The 16,331-nt window shown below is 71.0% G+C and carries 12 protein-coding genes; 5 read left to right on the plus strand and 7 right to left on the minus strand.

Translation table 11 applies throughout. The features are described 5' to 3' along the window. Positions 1-171: 171 nt before the first annotated feature. Positions 172-1,512 carry a glycosyltransferase gene (locus tag M8C13_RS01855; protein WP_252478641.1) on the plus strand — a complete coding sequence of 447 codons (1,341 nt, stop codon included), beginning with the start codon at positions 172-174 and terminating at the stop codon, positions 1,510-1,512. Positions 1,513-1,557: 45 nt separating this feature from the next. Here the strand turns inward: M8C13_RS01855 and M8C13_RS01860 are convergent, their stop codons facing one another. Next, entirely contained in the window at positions 1,558-3,441 is a 1,884-nt protein-coding gene (locus M8C13_RS01860; protein ID WP_252478642.1) for a BTAD domain-containing putative transcriptional regulator, read from the minus strand. Between the two features lie 435 nt (positions 3,442-3,876). Here M8C13_RS01860 and M8C13_RS01865 point away from each other — a divergent pair, with 435 nt between their 5' ends. From M8C13_RS01865 to M8C13_RS01875, 3 genes are read left to right on the plus strand one after another with little or no spacing between them, the layout of a single operon-like run. Then, entirely contained in the window at positions 3,877-5,580 is a 1,704-nt protein-coding gene (locus M8C13_RS01865) for a prenyltransferase/squalene oxidase repeat-containing protein (protein ID WP_252478643.1), read from the plus strand. Further along, the gene (locus M8C13_RS01870; RefSeq protein WP_252478644.1) at positions 5,577-6,896 is read left to right on the plus strand and encodes a cytochrome P450; all 1,320 of its coding nucleotides are present in this window, start codon (positions 5,577-5,579) and stop codon (positions 6,894-6,896) included. The genes M8C13_RS01865 and M8C13_RS01870 overlap by 4 nt, the downstream gene beginning before the upstream one ends. A 10-nt stretch (positions 6,897-6,906) precedes the next feature. Continuing rightward, positions 6,907-7,911 (plus strand): polyprenyl synthetase family protein, encoded by a 1,005-nt coding sequence (locus M8C13_RS01875; protein WP_252478645.1) that lies wholly within the window; start codon positions 6,907-6,909, stop codon positions 7,909-7,911. On the opposite strand, the gene M8C13_RS01880 is transcribed toward M8C13_RS01875, so the two are convergent. Further along, positions 7,908-8,888, minus strand: a complete 981-nt coding sequence (locus M8C13_RS01880; RefSeq protein ID WP_252478646.1) for a UbiA family prenyltransferase — start codon at positions 8,886-8,888, stop codon at positions 7,908-7,910. The two genes, M8C13_RS01875 and M8C13_RS01880, sit on opposite strands and share 4 nt — an antisense overlap. 23 nt (positions 8,889-8,911) lie before the next feature. Here M8C13_RS01880 and M8C13_RS01885 point away from each other — a divergent pair, with 23 nt between their 5' ends. Then, entirely contained in the window at positions 8,912-10,087 is a 1,176-nt protein-coding gene (locus tag M8C13_RS01885; RefSeq protein WP_252478647.1) for an FAD-dependent monooxygenase, read from the plus strand. Here M8C13_RS01885 and M8C13_RS01890 read toward each other — a convergent pair. From M8C13_RS01890 to M8C13_RS01910, 5 genes are read right to left on the minus strand one after another with little or no spacing between them, the layout of a single operon-like run. Beyond that, on the minus strand, positions 10,008-11,240 hold the full coding sequence (locus tag M8C13_RS01890) for a cytochrome P450 (RefSeq protein ID WP_252478648.1): 1,233 nt from the start codon (positions 11,238-11,240) through the stop codon (positions 10,008-10,010). The genes M8C13_RS01885 and M8C13_RS01890 overlap by 80 nt on opposite strands. After that, a complete protein-coding gene (locus M8C13_RS01895; protein WP_252478649.1) occupies positions 11,237-11,941 on the minus strand; it encodes a class I SAM-dependent methyltransferase in 705 nt (234 codons plus the stop codon). Before M8C13_RS01895 ends, M8C13_RS01890 begins: the two co-directional genes overlap by 4 nt. Next, the gene (locus tag M8C13_RS01900; RefSeq protein ID WP_252478650.1) at positions 11,934-13,883 is read right to left on the minus strand and encodes a KedN5 family methylcobalamin-dependent radical SAM C-methyltransferase; all 1,950 of its coding nucleotides are present in this window, start codon (positions 13,881-13,883) and stop codon (positions 11,934-11,936) included. The genes M8C13_RS01895 and M8C13_RS01900 overlap by 8 nt, the downstream gene beginning before the upstream one ends. Positions 13,884-13,925: 42 nt before the next feature. Then, positions 13,926-15,083, minus strand: coding sequence for a cytochrome P450 (locus M8C13_RS01905; protein WP_252478651.1), 1,158 nt, complete (start codon positions 15,081-15,083; stop codon positions 13,926-13,928). A 14-nt stretch (positions 15,084-15,097) separates the two neighbouring features. Beyond that, positions 15,098-16,288, minus strand: coding sequence for a cytochrome P450 (locus M8C13_RS01910; RefSeq protein ID WP_252478652.1), 1,191 nt, complete (start codon positions 16,286-16,288; stop codon positions 15,098-15,100). Positions 16,289-16,331: the final 43 nt, after the last annotated feature.

Below are 16,331 nucleotides of genomic sequence, written 5' to 3' on the forward strand. Positions count from 1 at the left end.
TGGTCGCGGCACCGAATCGCGGTCGCCGAGGTGTGGCCGGGCGCCATCTGGGCGGACCCGCGGCCGCACACGATCGACAACTGGCATCCGCTGCCAGGTTTTCCCTAGCTCTCCTCGCCTTTTACTGTCCTAAACCGGACAACCTGACTGATTGATCAGCAAGGGGATGCGATGACCCGACCGATCCTGTTCTGCTGCACCCAGTCGACCGGGCTGATCAACTCTAGCCTCGCGGTGGCGGGTGAGCTGGCCAGGCGGGGCGTGCCCGACCTGTGGTTCGCCTCGGATGAGAACCGCAGGGTCGAGGTCGAGAAGCTGGCCGCGCGTTCGTCTGTCCAGTTCGTCTCACTCGGTGCGGTCAACCCCGCCTTCGCCGCGACCATGTGGGACGACCGGACCTACCGGGCGGTCACCGGCCGGTCCCGGTTCGCCGCCTACCGGGCCCGGATCGCGCAGTCGATGGACCCGGAGTACTTCCGCGACCGCTACCGCCGCCTCGACGAAGCGGTGGCCGACATCCAGCCCGCGCTGATGGTGATCAACAGCCTGTGCCACCACGCCCTGCTGGTGGCGATGACCCGCAAGATCCCGTTTGTGCTCACCGCGCCGTTCCTGCCCAGCGACATCTGCCAGGGCAGCCTGCCGCCGGGTTTCCCGGTGCCGCAGTCCGGGCTGCCGAGGGTGATGACCAGGGCGCAGAAGCTGGCGCACTGGTGGTTCCGCTGGCGAATGCGGACCCTGTTCCTGCGGCCCTCACTGCTGGGCCAAGCGGTCAAGTACGACAAGGTGATGCGGGAGTTCGGCGTGGACCGGTCCTGCTACCAGCCGCAGACCGCGGTGGACGCCGCCGAGCTGATCCTGTGCTTCTCCTTGCTGGAGCTGGACTATCCGTTCCCGGTGCCGGACAAGCTCAAGCCGCTGGGCACCCTGGTGCCGCCGCTGCCGGAGACCGACGGGACCGATCCGGTGATGCGCTGGCTGGACGAGCACGACTCGGTGGTCTACGTCGCCTTCGGCACCATCACCCGGCTGACCGAGGCCGAGGTCGGCGCGATGGTCGAGGTGGCGCGCAGACTCGACGGCAAGCGCCAGGTGCTGTGGAAGCTGCCCGCCGACCAGCAGCGTTTCCTGCCGGCGAACCTGCCCGGCAACCTGCGGATCGAGGACTGGCTGCCCTCGCAGTACGACGTGCTGGCCCATCCCAGCGTCCGGGTGTTCTTCAACCACGCGGGCAGCAACAGCTTCCACGAGGGCCTGTACTTCGGCAAACCGCTGCTGACCCGGCCGCTGTGGCTGGACTGCTACGACCACGCGGTCCGCGCGGTGGACAGCGGCGCCGGTCTCACGGTGGACCGGCCGGAGACCCTCGATGCGGACGACGTGCACCGGAAACTGTTGCGACTGCTGGAAGAACGGTCCTTCCGGGAGCGCGCGGAGCTGTTCGCGGAGTTGCAGCGCCGGACCGGCGGGGTGCGCACGGCCGCGGACCTGGTCCTGGAACTGGTGCGCTAGCCCGGACCGCGGCCGGTTGGCCACGGTCCGGGATCGCTTGCGGCATCAGGGGTCTTCGGCCTGAGCCCGTTCGGTGGCGTACAGGCGGATCAGGTCGTCCAGGGTGTAGAAGCCCGCGGAGGCGCGGATGAGGTGCTGGGCGGCCAGGCGGTCGAGCATGTGGTCGGCGTCGTGGGAGGTGCCGTCGATCAGGGCGGCCACCGTCTCGCCGGAGAAGCCGCCGCGGATGACGCTGAGGCGGCGGAACAGGCGTTGGGTGGCCAGGTCGAGACTGGCGTAGGACAGGTCGATGGCGGCGCGCACGGAGAGCTGGTCGTCGCTGTCAACCTCCAGTGCGGCCAGCCGGTTTCCGTTGTGCAGGGCCACCACGTAGTCGGCGATCCGCTGGTGCGGGTGGTTGACCAGGTTGGCCGCGGCCGCGCTGAGTGCCAGTGGCAGGTGCGCGCACAGCCTGGTCAGCTCGGCGGCGGCCGCGGGTTCGGCGTGCACCCGCTCCGGGCCGAGCATCCGGGCCAGCGCGCGTAGCGAGTCCACCGGGCTGAGCACGTCCAGGTCGAGCAGGTGCGCGCCGTCGCTGGCGGCCAGGCTGCCCAGCCGGTGCCTGCTGGTGATCACCACGAAGCAGCCCGGACTGCCCGGCAGCAGCGGGCGGATCTGCGCGGCGTGCACCGCGTTGTCCAGTAGCACCAGCACTTTCCGGTTGGCCAGCACGGTCCGGTACATCGCGGCGGCCTCGTCCAGCTCCACCGGGACCTCGTCGGCGGGCACGCCGAGCGCGCGCAGGAACCTGGCCAGCACCCGGTTCGGCTGCACCGCGCCGTGCAAGTTCACGAAGAGCTGACCGTCGGGGAACCTGCTGCTGACCCGGTGCGCCCAGTGCACGGCCAGGGTCGTCTTGCCCACCCCCGCCGCGCCCACCACGGCGGTGGTCATCACCGTGCCCGCTTCCTCGGCGCCGGCCAGAATCGCGTCCAGCTGGGCCAGGTAGCGGTCCCGCCCGGCCAGGCCGGGGGTGTCGCCGGGCAGCTGGGTGGGGACCTGGGCGCTGGTCTCCCGTGGCGCGCTGCGCGGCACGACCACCGCGGCCATCGGCAGTTCGCCGCGCAGCACCCGCAGGTGCGCCTCCTGGATCTCCGCGCCAGGGGTCACACCGAGGTCCTCGGCCAGGCGGCGGCGCAGCTCGGTGAACAGCCGCAGCGCCTCGGCCTGCTGTCCGCAGCCGGCCAGCGCCAGCATCAACCTGGCGTGCAGGCCCTCGTGCAGCGACTCCTCGTGCGCCAGTGGGCGCAGCCGCTCCAGCGCGGGTTCCGGGCGCCCCAGCGCGATGGACAGGTCGGCGTAGGTGAGCACCGCGTTGAGCCTGCGCTGGGACAGCGCGATCGCGGCCGGGTGCTGGCGCAGCCTGCCGACCAGGTCGCTGAGCACCGGGCCGCGCCAGCGGTGCAGCGCGGAGTCGAACAGCTCCAGCGCCGCGCCGGAGTCCTCGGCCGCGCGTTCGGCGTGGTGCACCAGCTCGTCGAACTCCAGCAGGTCCAGCTGCCCGGCCTCCACCGGCATCCGGTAGCCGTCGCGCACGGCGGTGATGATCTGTCCCTTGACCCGGCTCTCGCGGCCGGGTTGCAGGCCGCGGCGCAGCCGGGAGACATAGGAGTGCACCAGGCCCGCGCAGGTGCGCGGCGGGTTGACGCCCCAGAGCACGTCGATGATCTCGTCCCTGGTGACCACCCGATCAGGTTGCAGGGCCAGCAGGCCCAACAGACATCGTTGCTTCAGCGGGCCGATGTCCACCGGGCGGTGCGAGTGGTAGACGGTCAGCGGCCCGAGGATGTTCAGCCGCAGTCCTTTTCGTCCGCGCGGCGGACCACCCCCGCCCGGCCGGACCGGTTCCCGTTGCCCGAGTCCCGACGCGGCTCGGCGCTGCCGCGGCAACTCACCGGCAGCACTCGTTAACGAACCATGCTCTAAAGTCACGCCCCAGCCCCCAGACCTGGCGTTATGCCTCCGAACACCGTATGCGCTTACCTAGGTCGCCGATACTGCCAGAACTCGGCCACATTGACCACAGAATGCCCGGATCTCATTGCGGTGATAGTGACGAAATAACCGCGTTATCTTGATCTTACTCGGTACAGGCTTCCGCACTGCCGACCTTTGTGCCGGTGCAGCCGGATGCAGCCCGATGCAGGACGTCCGACATCCGCGCAGCTCAGCAGGGCTGTCGCAAGCCCGTCAACGGCGGGGCTCGACTCCAGTTCGAGTCCAGCCGCACGGCCAGGAGATCTCGCTACGGTTTTGAGCGGGGCCCTTACCCGATACACCGGCAAATAGGGGTGGCTGCGCATGGTTTTTGTGAACGAACCAGTTGTGAATTCCCCTGAGCTGACCGGGCGGACCGCTGAGGTGGTGCGCAAGGCGGTGGATCACCTGTTTGCGCGGCAACGGCCGGACGGCGCGTGGACCGATCGGCTTTCCTCGTCCACGGTTTCCACCGCACTCGGCCTGCTGGCCCTGGCCACCGCGGATGAGCAGCGCTACCGGGACCGCATCGAGCTGGGCATGGACTGGCTGCGCGCGCACCAGCGCGAGGACGGCGGCTGGAGCATGGCCGACAAGTTCGCGCCGAGCAGCCCCGGCATGACCGCCTTCGCCATCGCCGCCTGCCACCGGCTGGACCGGGAGGGCTCCGCCGAGCGGATCGCCAGGGGCCACAAGTTCATCGAAGCCAACGGTTCCTTCGACGTCATCCCCGGAATGCGTGGCCCAGGGCCGAAAACCTGGCCTGCCGCGGCGCCGGTGGCCTGGTCGCTGGTGGGGCTGCGCGATATCAAGGACCAGCCCACGCTGCCGATTGAGATCATGTTGCTGCCGCCCAAGCTGCGCAACAAGGTCTCCATCGGCATGCCCGCGGTGCTCGCCCTGGGACTGATGCAGGCCAAGGTGATCCCGGCCAGCGCGCCCCGGCGTTTCCTGCGCTGGCTGGCCCGGCCGAGGGCGCTGGCCTGGCTGCGTTCGGTGCTGGGGCCCAACGGGGGCGTGGAAGAGTGCCCGATGATCTCCGCGCTGATGTACCTCGGACTGCACGCCGCCGAGCTCGGCCCGGACATCCAGCAGGCCTCGCTGGACTACCTGCTGGACACCCAGCGGCCGGACGGGTCCTGGGCGATCGACCGCGACCTGGAGATCGCGGTGACCTGCTACGCGGTGCACGCGCTGGCCGAGCACATCGACGTGGCCACCGACTCCCGGCTGCGGCGCACCCGCGACTGGCTGCTCTCCACCCAGTGGACCGAACCGTTCAAGCCGTTGAACATCCCGGCCGGCGCCTGGTCCTGGAACGTGCCGTCCGGTTGGCCGGAGTCCGAGGACACCGCGGTCGCGCTGTCCACGCTCGGGCTGCTCGGCCTGTCCAGGGAGCACCCCAAGGTGGCCGACGGGCTGCGCTGGCTGCGGGTGCGGCAGAACCGCAACGGCTCCTGGTCGGAGTGGGTGCGCAACTCCTTCATCCTCAACGACCGGCCGTGCACCGGGGTCACCGCGCACGTGGTGATGGCCCTGCACCAGCACGGTGAGCCGCGCGGCACCAGGGCGGCCATCGACCGCGCGCTGCGCTGGTACCACGGCGACCAGCTGCCGGACGGATCGCTGCCCTCGCTGTGGTTCCGGGACGGCACGCACGGCACCGCCAAGGTGCTGGAGACCTACGCCGAGCTGGGCACGCCGAACCACCCGGTGGCGGTGCGGGCCCGGAAGTGGTTGTGGGACAACCAGGCTCCCTCGGGCGCGTGGCCGGTCAGCGTGCAGACCAGCCAGCCAGGCGAGACCGTGGAGGAGACGGCCTGGGCGGTGTACTCGCTGCTGCGGGCGGGCACCTCGCCGTGGGACCCGCGGCTGGTGCGCGCGGTGGACTGGCTGGTGGCCCGGCAGAACGAGGCGGGCAGCTGGCCGGAGGCGCCGGTGGGCCTGTACTTCGAGGACCTCTGCTACAGCGACGACCTGATCGCGCACACCTACACGCTGCGGGCGCTGGCGTGCTGGCTGCGCCTGGCCGGCCAGTCCCAGCGCCCGTGAACCCGGCCACCTCGCTGCCGCCGGGTCCGCGGATGCCGGTGCTGGCCCAGACCGTGCTCTCCGCGATCCAGCCGCTGGAGTTCGCCAAGGACTGCCGGCGCAAGTACGGGAACCTGTTCACCATCAAGGTCTTCCCGGTGGGCACCGTGGTGTGCGCGGCCGATCCGGCGGTGATCCGGCGCGCGGTCACCGCGGAGTCCTCGACGCTGCTGGCCGGGGACGCGAACCGGGTGATGGACTTCGTGGTCGGGCCGCGGTCGGTGCTGCTGCTGGACGGGCCGGAGCACGTGCGCAGCCGCCAGGTGCTGTTGCCGCCCTTCCGGGGGCCGAGTGTGCAGCGCTACCAGGACACCATCGCCGAGGTCACCGCCGAGGCGGTGCGCCGCTGGCCTGCCGGGACTCCGGTGCCGCTGCTGCCCAGGATGCAGCACGTGACGCTGGAGATCATGATGCGGGTGGTCTTCGGCATCACCGACCTCCAGCGGCTGGCCGGGCTGCGCGCGCTGGTGCCGAAGCTGCTGCACATGAACCCGGCGGTGGTGCTGTTCCCGTTGCTGCGCAAGGACTGGGGCCGCTACAGCCCCGGCGGCCGGTTCGCCAGGGTGAAGGCCGCGGTGGACGAGATCCTCTACAGCGAGATCGCCCGCCGACGCTCCGAAGTGGACAGTGAGCGCTCCGACGTGCTCTCGCTGCTGCTGCGGATGCGGCACGCCGACGGGCAGCCGGCCAGCGACGAGGACTTGCGGGACAACCTGATCACCGTGCTCGCGGTCGGCCACGAGACCACCGCGACCACGCTGTCCTGGGCCTTCGAACGGCTGGTGCGGCACCCGGAAGCGCTGGCCCGCCTGGAAAGCGAGCTGGCCGACGGGCAGCACGAGTACCTGGACGCGGTGATCAACGAGACGCTGCGGGTGCGGCCGGTGGTGGGCGACATCGCCCGCATCCTGGCCGCACCGGCCACCATCGACGGCTACCGGCTGCCCGCCGGGATCATGCTCGCGCTCTCCCTCGGGCTGCTGCACTCCTGCCCCCGGCGCTATCCCGAACCGGAGGAGTTCCGGCCGGAGCGCTTCCTCGGCGAGGCGCCGGGACCGGAACTGTTCCTGCCCTTCGGCGGCGGCCCGCACCGGTGTCTCGGCGCGGCCTTCGCCATGACCACCATGCGCACGGTGATCAGCACCGTGCTGGCACACACCCGGCTCCGGGCCGCGGCCCCGGAACCGGAGCGCCAACGAGCCATGGGCCCGGTGCTCACGCCCGCCCGTGGGGCGGAGGTGGTTCTCCAGCGCCGCAAGGCTTTCCGAACCAGCTGAGGAGAACAACATGCAGTCCGCTGACCCCCGCCCCGAGCTCGCCCTGTCCGCGCTCACCGAACTGGCCGAGAGCAAGCTGCGCACCCGCTGGTCCCGCACCTCCAGCCTGCTGAGCACCATGTGCCACTACGCGCTGGTGCCCAGCGGCAAGCTGTTCCGGCCCATCCTGCTGCTGGAGTCCGCCTGCGCGGTGGGCGGCTCGGCGGAGATGGTGCTGCCCGCCGCGGTGGGCGCGGAGTGCGGCCACGTGGCCAGCCTGATCCACGACGACATCATCGACGGCGACGAGCTGCGCCGCGGCAGGCGTTCGGTGCACAGCCGATTTGGCGTGGGCAACGCGATCGTGGCCGGGGACGCGCTGATCTTCGACCTGTTCGCCGGGCTCGCCGAGTGCCGCTGGACCGGTGTGCCGGACAGCAGGGTGGCCGCCGCGCTGGAGGCGGTGGCCCGCTGCGGCCTGGACCTGTGCCGGGGCCAGAGCATGGAGGAGGAGCTGTGCCGGGGCCTGCGCTTCGACCTGGACGGCTACCTGACCATGATCAGCCTGAAGACCGCGGCGTTCTTCCAGGGCGCCTGCGAGAGCGGCGCGATCCTGGCCGGTGGCACCCCGGAGCAGGTGGAGGCGCTGTCCCGGTACGCGCTGGCGCTGGGCACCGCCTTCCAGATCCAGGACGACATCCTGGGCTACACCGGCGAGGCCGACACCATGGGCAAGGAGAACACCAGTGACAGCCGCAACGGCAGGCTCACCCTGCCGGTCCTGCTGGCCTACCGCGCCGGTGGCCACCCGGAGCGCCGGTTGCTGCGCCAGGCACTCACCGGCGAGGAGAACCTCGGGCACCGCCACGAGCAGATCCTGGACGTGCTCGACCGCACCGGCGCGCTGGAGTCCGCGGCCAAGATGGCCTGGACCTACGCGGAGAACTCCGGCTCGGCGCTGGTGAAGCTGCCACCCTCGCCGAGCCGGGACCGGCTCGCCTTCTTCGCCGAACTGGCCATCGACCGGGACCGCTAGCGGGCCAGGCTGGGGTGGTCCCGCCTGCGCATCACCGACCTGGCCGCGGCGGTCAGGACCGCGGCCGGGACCAGCACGGCCAAGGCCAGCGCCAGGCCACCGCCCAGCGCGATGAACCCGCAGGCCAGCACCAGGCGCTCGCCCACCAGCACCTCGTGGGCGCGCAGGGCGGCCAGCCGGGGGATCGGGCGGGCGGCGCGGGCCAGCATCAGGAAGCAGGTCCAGCACAGCGGCAGGGCCACCAGCAGGAAGGGCCACAACAGGGACAGCTCCAGCGCCTCGGTGTCCAGGACCAGTGGCCAGCCGACCGCCAACGCGATCCACACTCCATTGAGGACAGTCAGCATGCGCAGCGTCGAGCCGTCCCCGTACCGCACCGGATACGTCCGGTAGCCACCCTCCCGGTCGCTGTCCCGATCACACAGCGCCCCCACCAGATTGGACGCGGAGTCGTGCACCCAGAACGCCAGTGCCAGCGGCAGCAGTTCCCACGGCGGCACCGGACCGCTCGCCGTGGTCCCCACCAGGAAGGCCAGCGCTGTCGGGACGCCGCGCATGAGGTTGCCCGCCAGGCCGCGGGCCTTGAACGTCCGGCTGTAGGAAACCCCGGTGACCACGGCGACCACCCCCAGCGCCAGGTTCAGCGGGGTCAGCGCCACCGCGAACACCAGTCCGAGCCCGATCGTGAGCACCATGCCGGTGAACGCGGTCCGGGCACTCATCCGGCCGGACGGGATGGGGCGATGGGGTTTCGCGGTGGCGTCGAGCTCCCGGTCGAAGTAGTCGCCGCCGTAGAGGGAGGCGATCCAGCCGAAGGTGGGGGCGGCCCAGGCGGCGAACAGCCGCCAGGTCTCCGGGTCGGTCTGGTTGAGCCGGGCGGCCAGCACCGCGCCGGCCAGGCCGACCAGGCCCGCGTAGAACATCGAGTCCGGGCGGCAGATCTCCAGGTGGGCGAGCAGGGTTCGTCGGGCGTTCACAATGCCTCCCTCGGGGACGGGTCATGACCCCGCACGCGGTGATCGCCGGGGCGGGGGTGGCGGGGCTGACCAGTGCGGTGGCCCTGCACCAGAACGGCTGGCGGGTGAGCGTGTTCGACCGGGCGCCGGTGCTGGAACCGCTCGGCGCGGGTCTGGGCCTGACGCCGAACGCCTTGCGCGCCTTGGACGTGCTCGGTCTCGGCGACGCGGTGCGCGAGCGCGGGGCGGTGCAGGAGACCGGGGGCATCCGGCGGCCGGACGGGCGCTGGCTGGCCCGCTCCGACCTGGCCTTCATCCGGGCCCGCTTCGGCGATCCGGTGGTGGGCCTGCACCGCAGGGACATCATCACCATGCTGGCCGCAGCGCTGCCCGCCGGGTCGCTGCGCACCGGGGTCACGGTGACCTCGGCGACCCGGGACGGGGTGGTGCGCACCAGCGAGGGTGAGCTGGGCGCGGACCTGGTGGTGGCCGCGGACGGGATCGGCTCCAGGCTGCGGGCCGCGCTGTTCCCGGCGCATCCAGGGCCGGTCTACGCCGGGTACACCAGCTGGCGGATGGTGGTGCCGGTGCCGGACTACCTGGTCGAGGCCACCGAGACCTGGGGCCGGGGCACCCGCTTCGGCCTGATGCACCTGCCGGACGGGTTGCTGCACCTGTCCGCGAACTCCGTTGCCCCGCCACGGCAACGGGAGCGGGATGAGCGCCAGGCGGTGCTGCGGCGGTTCGGGCACTGGCACGCGCCGATCCCCGACCTGCTGGCCGCGGTGGAGCCGGGACAGGTGCTGCACCACGACGTGGCCGAGCTGGCCACCCCGCTGCCCACCTTCCACAGTGGACGGATCGTGCTGGTCGGTGACGCCGCGCATGCCATGACCCCCAACATCGGACCGGCCTGCCTGGCCATGGAGGACGCGGTCACCCTCGGCCTGCTGCTGCCCGCCGACCGGGTGGCCGCTCTGGACAGCGCGCTGGCCGAGTACACCGCGCTGCGGCTGCCCAGGGCGGTGGTGCTGGCCCGGCGGGCCCGGCGGGTCGGCCTGGCCGGGCAGTGGACCTGGCCGCCCGCGGTGGCCGCGCGGAACCTGGGCATCCGGTTCGGCGGGCTGCTGCCCGCCTCGGTCACCGCGCGGGCGCTGGACGGCTCGGTGGACTGGTGGCCGCCGTCCAGGTCACCGGCAGCGCCGTCAGCCCGCGGATGAGCATCTGCGACTTCCAGGCCAGCTGGTCCTCCGGCACCGCCAGCCGGAGGTCCGGCAGCCGCAGCAGCAGCCGGTCCAGCGCGACCTGCAGCACCATCCTGGCCACCGAGGCGCCGAGGCAGTGGTGCGGGCCGTGGCTGAAGGCCAGGTGCGGGTTGTCCACCCGGTGGAAGTCCACCTTCTCCGGGCAGGCGAACACGGCCGGATCGTGGTTGGCCGCGGCCGGATCCACCAGCACCGGCTCCCCCGCCCTGATCAGCACGCCGCCGATCTCGATGTCCTCGGTGGCGTACCGGGGCAACCCGGCGCCCGCCTCCAGCGGCACCCAGCGCAGCAGCTCCTCCACCGCGGCCGGGATCAGCTCCCGGTCCGCGCGCAGGGACTCCAGCAGCGGCGGGTCGGTCAGCAGCACGTAGGCGAAGTTGGGGATGTGCGAGGCGGTGGTCTCGTACCCGGCCACCAGCACGGTCATCGCCAGCATGATCAGCTCGTGCTCGGGCAGCTCGGCCTCGCCCTTGGTGACCATGGCGCCGAGCACGTCGTCGGTCCGCTCGCTGCGGCGGCGGCGCAGGAAGGTCTCCAGGTAGTCCCACATCTGCCCGGCCACCCGCTCGGACTCCTCCGGGCTGACCGCGGCCGAGAGCGCCATGTCCGACCACTCGCGGAACTGGTCCTGGTCCTCCCGGGGGATGCCCAGCACCTCCGAGATCAGCGTGTTGGTCAGCGGAAGTGAGTACCTGGCAACAAGATCCTGCGCCGGTCCGGCCGCCAGCATCTCGTCCAGCAGTTCCTCGGCGACCTCGATCGCCCTGGGGCGCAAGGCTTCCGCGCGGCGCTGGGTGAAGGCACGGGCCACCAGCGTGCGCACCCGGCTGTGCTGCGGCGGGTCCATGGTGACGATGCCGGTGGTGGAGTTGTAGGGCATCGAGCGCGGCACGTCGCGGCCGTGCATGGCGGCCCTGGAGAACCGCGGGTCCACCAGCACCAGCTTGGCGTCCTGGTAGCGGGTGACCAGCCAGGCCTGCTCGCCGAAGGGCAGCCGCACCTTCAGCACCGGCTCCTCCTGGCGCAGGCGCTGGTAGAGCGGATCCAGGCGCAGGCCCTCCGCACTGAACGGGAAGGCCCGCGCCTCGGTCGCGGGATCGGCGGTCATCGCAGGCGCCAGCCGAGCAGCCCGTCGGGGGCGTCGGCGCGCTCGAACCCGGCCTCGTCCAGCTCGGCGTTGAGCTCCTCCTCGCTGATCGGGTAGGCGTCGATCTCCTCCCGCTCCTCGATGCCCTCCTCATCGCACACGGTGATCCGGTAGGACCAGCTCAGCCGCAGCACGCCGTCACCGGCGGGCACGCCCGCGTACTCGATGTCGTAGCGGGCCCGGCCGACCTGGAGGCTGCCCGCGGCGGGCGGGATCGGGTCCGCGGTGGCGGGTTCGGGCCGGTCCTGCACCAGCAGGCCGCCGGGGTTGAGCGACTCGCGGCAGACCCGCCACAGCTGGGCGCGGCGTTCCGGGGAGAAGCAGAGCAGCATGCTGATCAGCACCACCGCGTCCACCTTCACCGGCAGTTTCACCGTCACCGCGTCCTGCGGCAGCACGGTGACCCGCCGTTGCAGGTCGGGCCGCCGGGCCAGCCGGGACATCAGCACCGCGCGCATCGGCGCGGCCGGTTCCACCGCGAAGATCTCACCGGGGCAGGCATCGGCGATGGTCTCGGTGACCAGACCGGTGCCCGCGCCCATCTCCAGCACGCCGTTGGCGCAGTCGGCCACCGCCTTGGCCACCGCGCGCTGGGTGGGTTCCTTGTACGGCAAGGCGAAGAGCTCGTGGTACTGGGCCATGTAGGAATAGCGGTCAGTCATGGGACACCACGCCTCTCCGGTTGTCACTGAACATCTCTCGCGCCAGCCTGCCCATGTAGTAGACGATCTCCTCGTGGTTGGTGGAGGTGACGAAGTTGCGGGCGCCGGCCTTGTAGTACAGGGAGGTCTCCTGCTCCCCCACGGTGTGCGCGTAGGACTCCCCGCGCCGCAGCGCCAGGCACATCGCGGGCACGTCACAGGCGATGGTCACGTTGTGCCGCACGTGGAACATGTCGCCCTCGACCTCCACCAGCGGCAGGGTCTCGTTGGCGTACAACGGGGATGGCTCCCGGCCGGGGCTGGAGTAGGCGGGCAGGGTGAGCAGGTCGTACTCGAAGGCGTTGTCCAGCAGGGCCACGTGCTCGCTGGGCACCCTGGGCAGCATCGACTCGCGCCACCAGCGCCGCAGCTCTTCCTTGGCCTCCACGGTGCCGTAGACGTACTCCACCACCGGGCCCAGCACGTCGGAGTCGGTGAAGGAGCTGTTCAGCCCGTTCTGGAACGGCTCGGCCGCCGGGTGGGTGCTGCGCTCGAACCAGTCGATCAGCGAGCGGATCGTCTCGGACTGGGTGAGGCCGCCGAGCTCGCGCAGCGGGCCCCAGAGGAACCGGAACACCGGGTTCTCCGCGACCAGCCTGGAGAAGAAGATGAACCGGTGCATGTACCGGTTGTCCTGCGGGGTCATCGTGTTGTGCGCGATCAGGTACATGAAGTCGTCGTTGTTGCCGCGCACCGTGACCAGCCCGTGCTTGGCCCGGTCCTCGGCGTAGGCGGTGTTGGGCAGGATCAGCATCGGGTAGACCGCGACCCTGGAGACGTGGTTGGCCAGCCGGTCGTAGCCCTCCATGAAGGACTCCACGGTCTCCCCCGGCGCGCCCCAGATCAGCTCGGCGTAGCAGGCCATGCCCTCCTTGCCGAGCCATTCGGCCAGGCTCTCCCAGTCGTTGACCTTCATGTTGCGCCGCTGCATGCCCTCCAGAGCGTCCGGGTTGAGGGTCTGGAGAGCCAGGGTGAACGAGCTGTGCAGTCCGGCTTCCTTCATCGCGCTGACGATCTGGTAGAACAGCTTGGACTTGTTCTTGGCCCAGGAGGTCTCGATGCTCTTGGGGAAGCCGAGCCGCTGCCGGATCTCGATGACGTCCTGGACGAACTCCAGGTCGATGGGCAGCATGCCGAAGTTGGCGTCGCACATGACGATGGTGTGCACCTTGTGCTTGGCGAACAGCTCCACCTCCTGGCGCAGCCGCTCCCTGGAGAAGGCCCGCACCCGCTGTCCGACCGCGCCGCCCCAGTAGCAGAAGGAGCAGCGGTAGGGGCAGCCGCGGTTGGTCTCCATCAGCGCCACGTCGTAGCGGAAGTTGCCCTCGTCGTCGGTGAGCTCCAGGGTGCCGGTGAGCACCGGGGAGGCGATGGTGTCCAGGTCGTCGATCCGCGGGCGTTCCTCGGTGGTGACGAAACCGCCGTGGCCGCTCTGGAAGGAGATGCCCAGGATGCCGCCGAGCTCGTTGCGGGCCTTGCCGTCCAGGTGCGCGTGCAGCAGGTCGCAGAAGGTGAACTCGCCTTCGCCGTTGACCACGATGTCCACGTCGGGGAACATGCCGAAGACCCGTTTGGCCTGGTTGGCCACGTGGTTGCCGCCGAAGACCACCCAGCCGTCCGGCTTGAGCTGCTTGTAGGTCTCGGCCAGCGCGGCGAAGGAGCGGAAGTTCCAGCCCAGCACCGAGAAGGCGATGATGTCCGGCGCCTCGCCGGCGAACAGCTCGCTGGCCATGCCGAACAGCGTCTTGCCACCGTCAAAGTTGATGATCTTGATGTCGAAGTTCGCGGCCAGCTTCTCGTCCTGCAGCGCGGTCGCCTTGAGATAGCCGGCAGCCAGCGGCATGGACTCCAGGGCCATCTCCCAGATGCCCTGCTGGATCAACCACACCTGTCTCCGCGTCATCGGCTCGTCCTCACCTGTGTGTCCGAAGTAGACAGTGCGTGGTCACCAGGCCACCGGCAGCGCGCTGGGTCCCTGGTCGAGCAGCCCGGCCCGCTGCGGCAGCTCATCCACCGGCACGGCCAGGCGCAGCCCCGGGAAGCTCGTGGCGAGCTCGGTGAAGGCGACCTGGAGCTCCAGCCGGCCCACCGCGGCGCCGAGGCAGTGGTGCACACCGTGCCCGAAGGCCAGGTGCAGGTTGCCGGGGCGGGTGCGGTCGAACCGGCCGGGGTTGGGGAAGCGGCGCTCGTCCCGGTTGGCGCAGGCCGGTGGCGCGATCACCATGTCCCCGGCCTTGATCAGCACCTCGCCGATGCGCACGTCGTCCTGCGCGATCCGGACCAGGCCGCCGATTTCCGAGGCGTAGCGCAGGATCTCCTCGATCGCGCCCGGCACCAGCTCCGGATCGTCCACCAGGGCCTGGTAGTCCTCGGGGTGGGTGAGCAGGGTGAGCGCGCCCAGTCCGATGGTGTTGCCCGCGGTGACGTAACCGGCGATCAGGATGCTCTCCGCCATGGTGAGCAGCTCCCGGTCGTTGAGCCGGTCGTTGTCCTCCTCGCGCACCGCGATCAGGTCGCTGAGCAGGTCCTGGCCCGGGTTGCGCTGCTTGTCCGCGATCAGCCCGGCGCAGTACTCGTCCAGGCTCTTGCCCGCGGCCATCACCTCCTCCTGGCTGAAGGCGTCCAGCGACAGGATCGCCTCCGACCAGCGCCGGAAGTCGGCCTGGTCCACCACGGGCACGCCGAGCAGCTCGGTGATCACCCCGATGGACATGGGGAAGGCGAAGATCTCCACCAGGTCAGCGGGCGGACCGGCCGCGCGCAGGTCGCCTGCCAGCTGCTTGGCCAGGGCCTGCACCTTGGGGCGCAAGGTTTCCACCCCGCGCACGGTGAAGGCCTTGGACACCAGGCGGCGCAGCCGGGTGTGCCCCGGCGGGTCCTGGAACAGCGAGTCCTCGGTGGCCGCGGCCGCGCCCGGGGCGCGCACGCCGAAGCGCAGGTCGGAGAGCACGAACCGGACGTCCTCGTAGCGGGTGACCAGCCAGGCCGGTTCCCCGGAGTTGGTGGTGACCCGGCTGACCGGCTCCTGCGCGCGCAGCCGCGCGTACTCCACCGGCGGTTCGGTGACGGACGGGCGGGCGAACGGGAAGGGCGGTGCCCCCATCGGCGTCTCCTTCGTTACCAGGTCACGAGCAGGGCGGCGGGGCTCTGGTCGAGCAGGCCGGTGCGCAGTGGGATCCGCTCCACCGGCAGCACGGTGCGCATCAGCGGGAAGGCCGAGCTGAGCACTTCCAGCGTCACGTGCAGTTCCATCCGCCCCAGCGCGGCGCCGAGGCAGTGGTGGATGCCGTGGCCGAAAGCCAGGTGCGGGTTCTCCGGCCGGGTGATGTCGAACCGGGCCGGTTCGGGGAACAGGCTGGCGTCGACGTTGGCCGCGCCCAGCTCGGCGAAGACGGTGTCGCCCTTGCGGATCAGCGCCTCGCCGACCTGGACGTCGTCCTTGGCGATGCGCATCAGGCCGCGTTTGCCGAACTGGCAGCGCAGGATCTCCTCCACCGCGCCCTCGATCAGCCCGGGATCGGCCACCAGGCGGTCGTACTGGGCGCGGTTGGTGAGCAGGGTGAGCATGCCCATGGTGATCGCGTTGACCGTGCTGACGTGCCCGGCCACCAGCAGGGTGACCGCCATGGTGCGCAGCTCGCCGGTGCTGAGCTTGTCGTCCTCGTTGTCCCGCACCGCGATCAGCGCGCTCATCAGGTCGCTGCCGGGGTCGCGGCGCTTCGCCTCGATCAGCTCGGCCACGTAGCCCTGCAGGTTGTTCCAGGCCGCGCCGATCTGCTCGGGGGTGTGCGCGGTCAGGCTGATCACCGCCTCGGACCAGGCGCGGAAGTCCGCCCGGTCCGGGGTGGGCACGCCGAGCAGCTCGCTGATCACGTTGATGGACAACGGGAAGGCGAAGTCGCTGACCAGCTCGGCAGGCGGGTAGTCATCGGCCATCTCGGCGGCCAGCCGTTCGGCGGTGCGCCGCACCGCGGGGCGCAGCTCGGCCATCCGGCGGGCGGTGAACGCCCGGCCGACCAGGCGGCGCAACCGGCTGTGCCCTGGCGGATCCTGGAACAGCGACTCCTCGGGAGCGTCCTCGGCGTTGTCGCTGGCCGCGCCGGCGAAGCGGATGCTGAACCGGGGGTCGGCGAGCACGAAGCGGACGTCCTCGTACCGGGTCACCATCCAGGCGTGCGTGCCGTTCTCGGTGACCACCCTGGCCACCGGGCACTCCGCCTGCAGCCGGGCGTACTCCGCTGGTGGCTCGGTGATCGAGGGCTGGGCCAGGGGCAGGGACACAGCGGGGGCCCGCTCGGGTGCGCTCATGCACGTCTCCTCACACCGCCGTCGCCGGATCCGGATTCGAGTG

Origin of the sequence: Crossiella sp. SN42, assembly GCF_023897065.1 — a bacterium.
Taxonomy (GTDB): Bacteria; Actinomycetota; Actinomycetes; order Mycobacteriales; family Pseudonocardiaceae; genus Crossiella.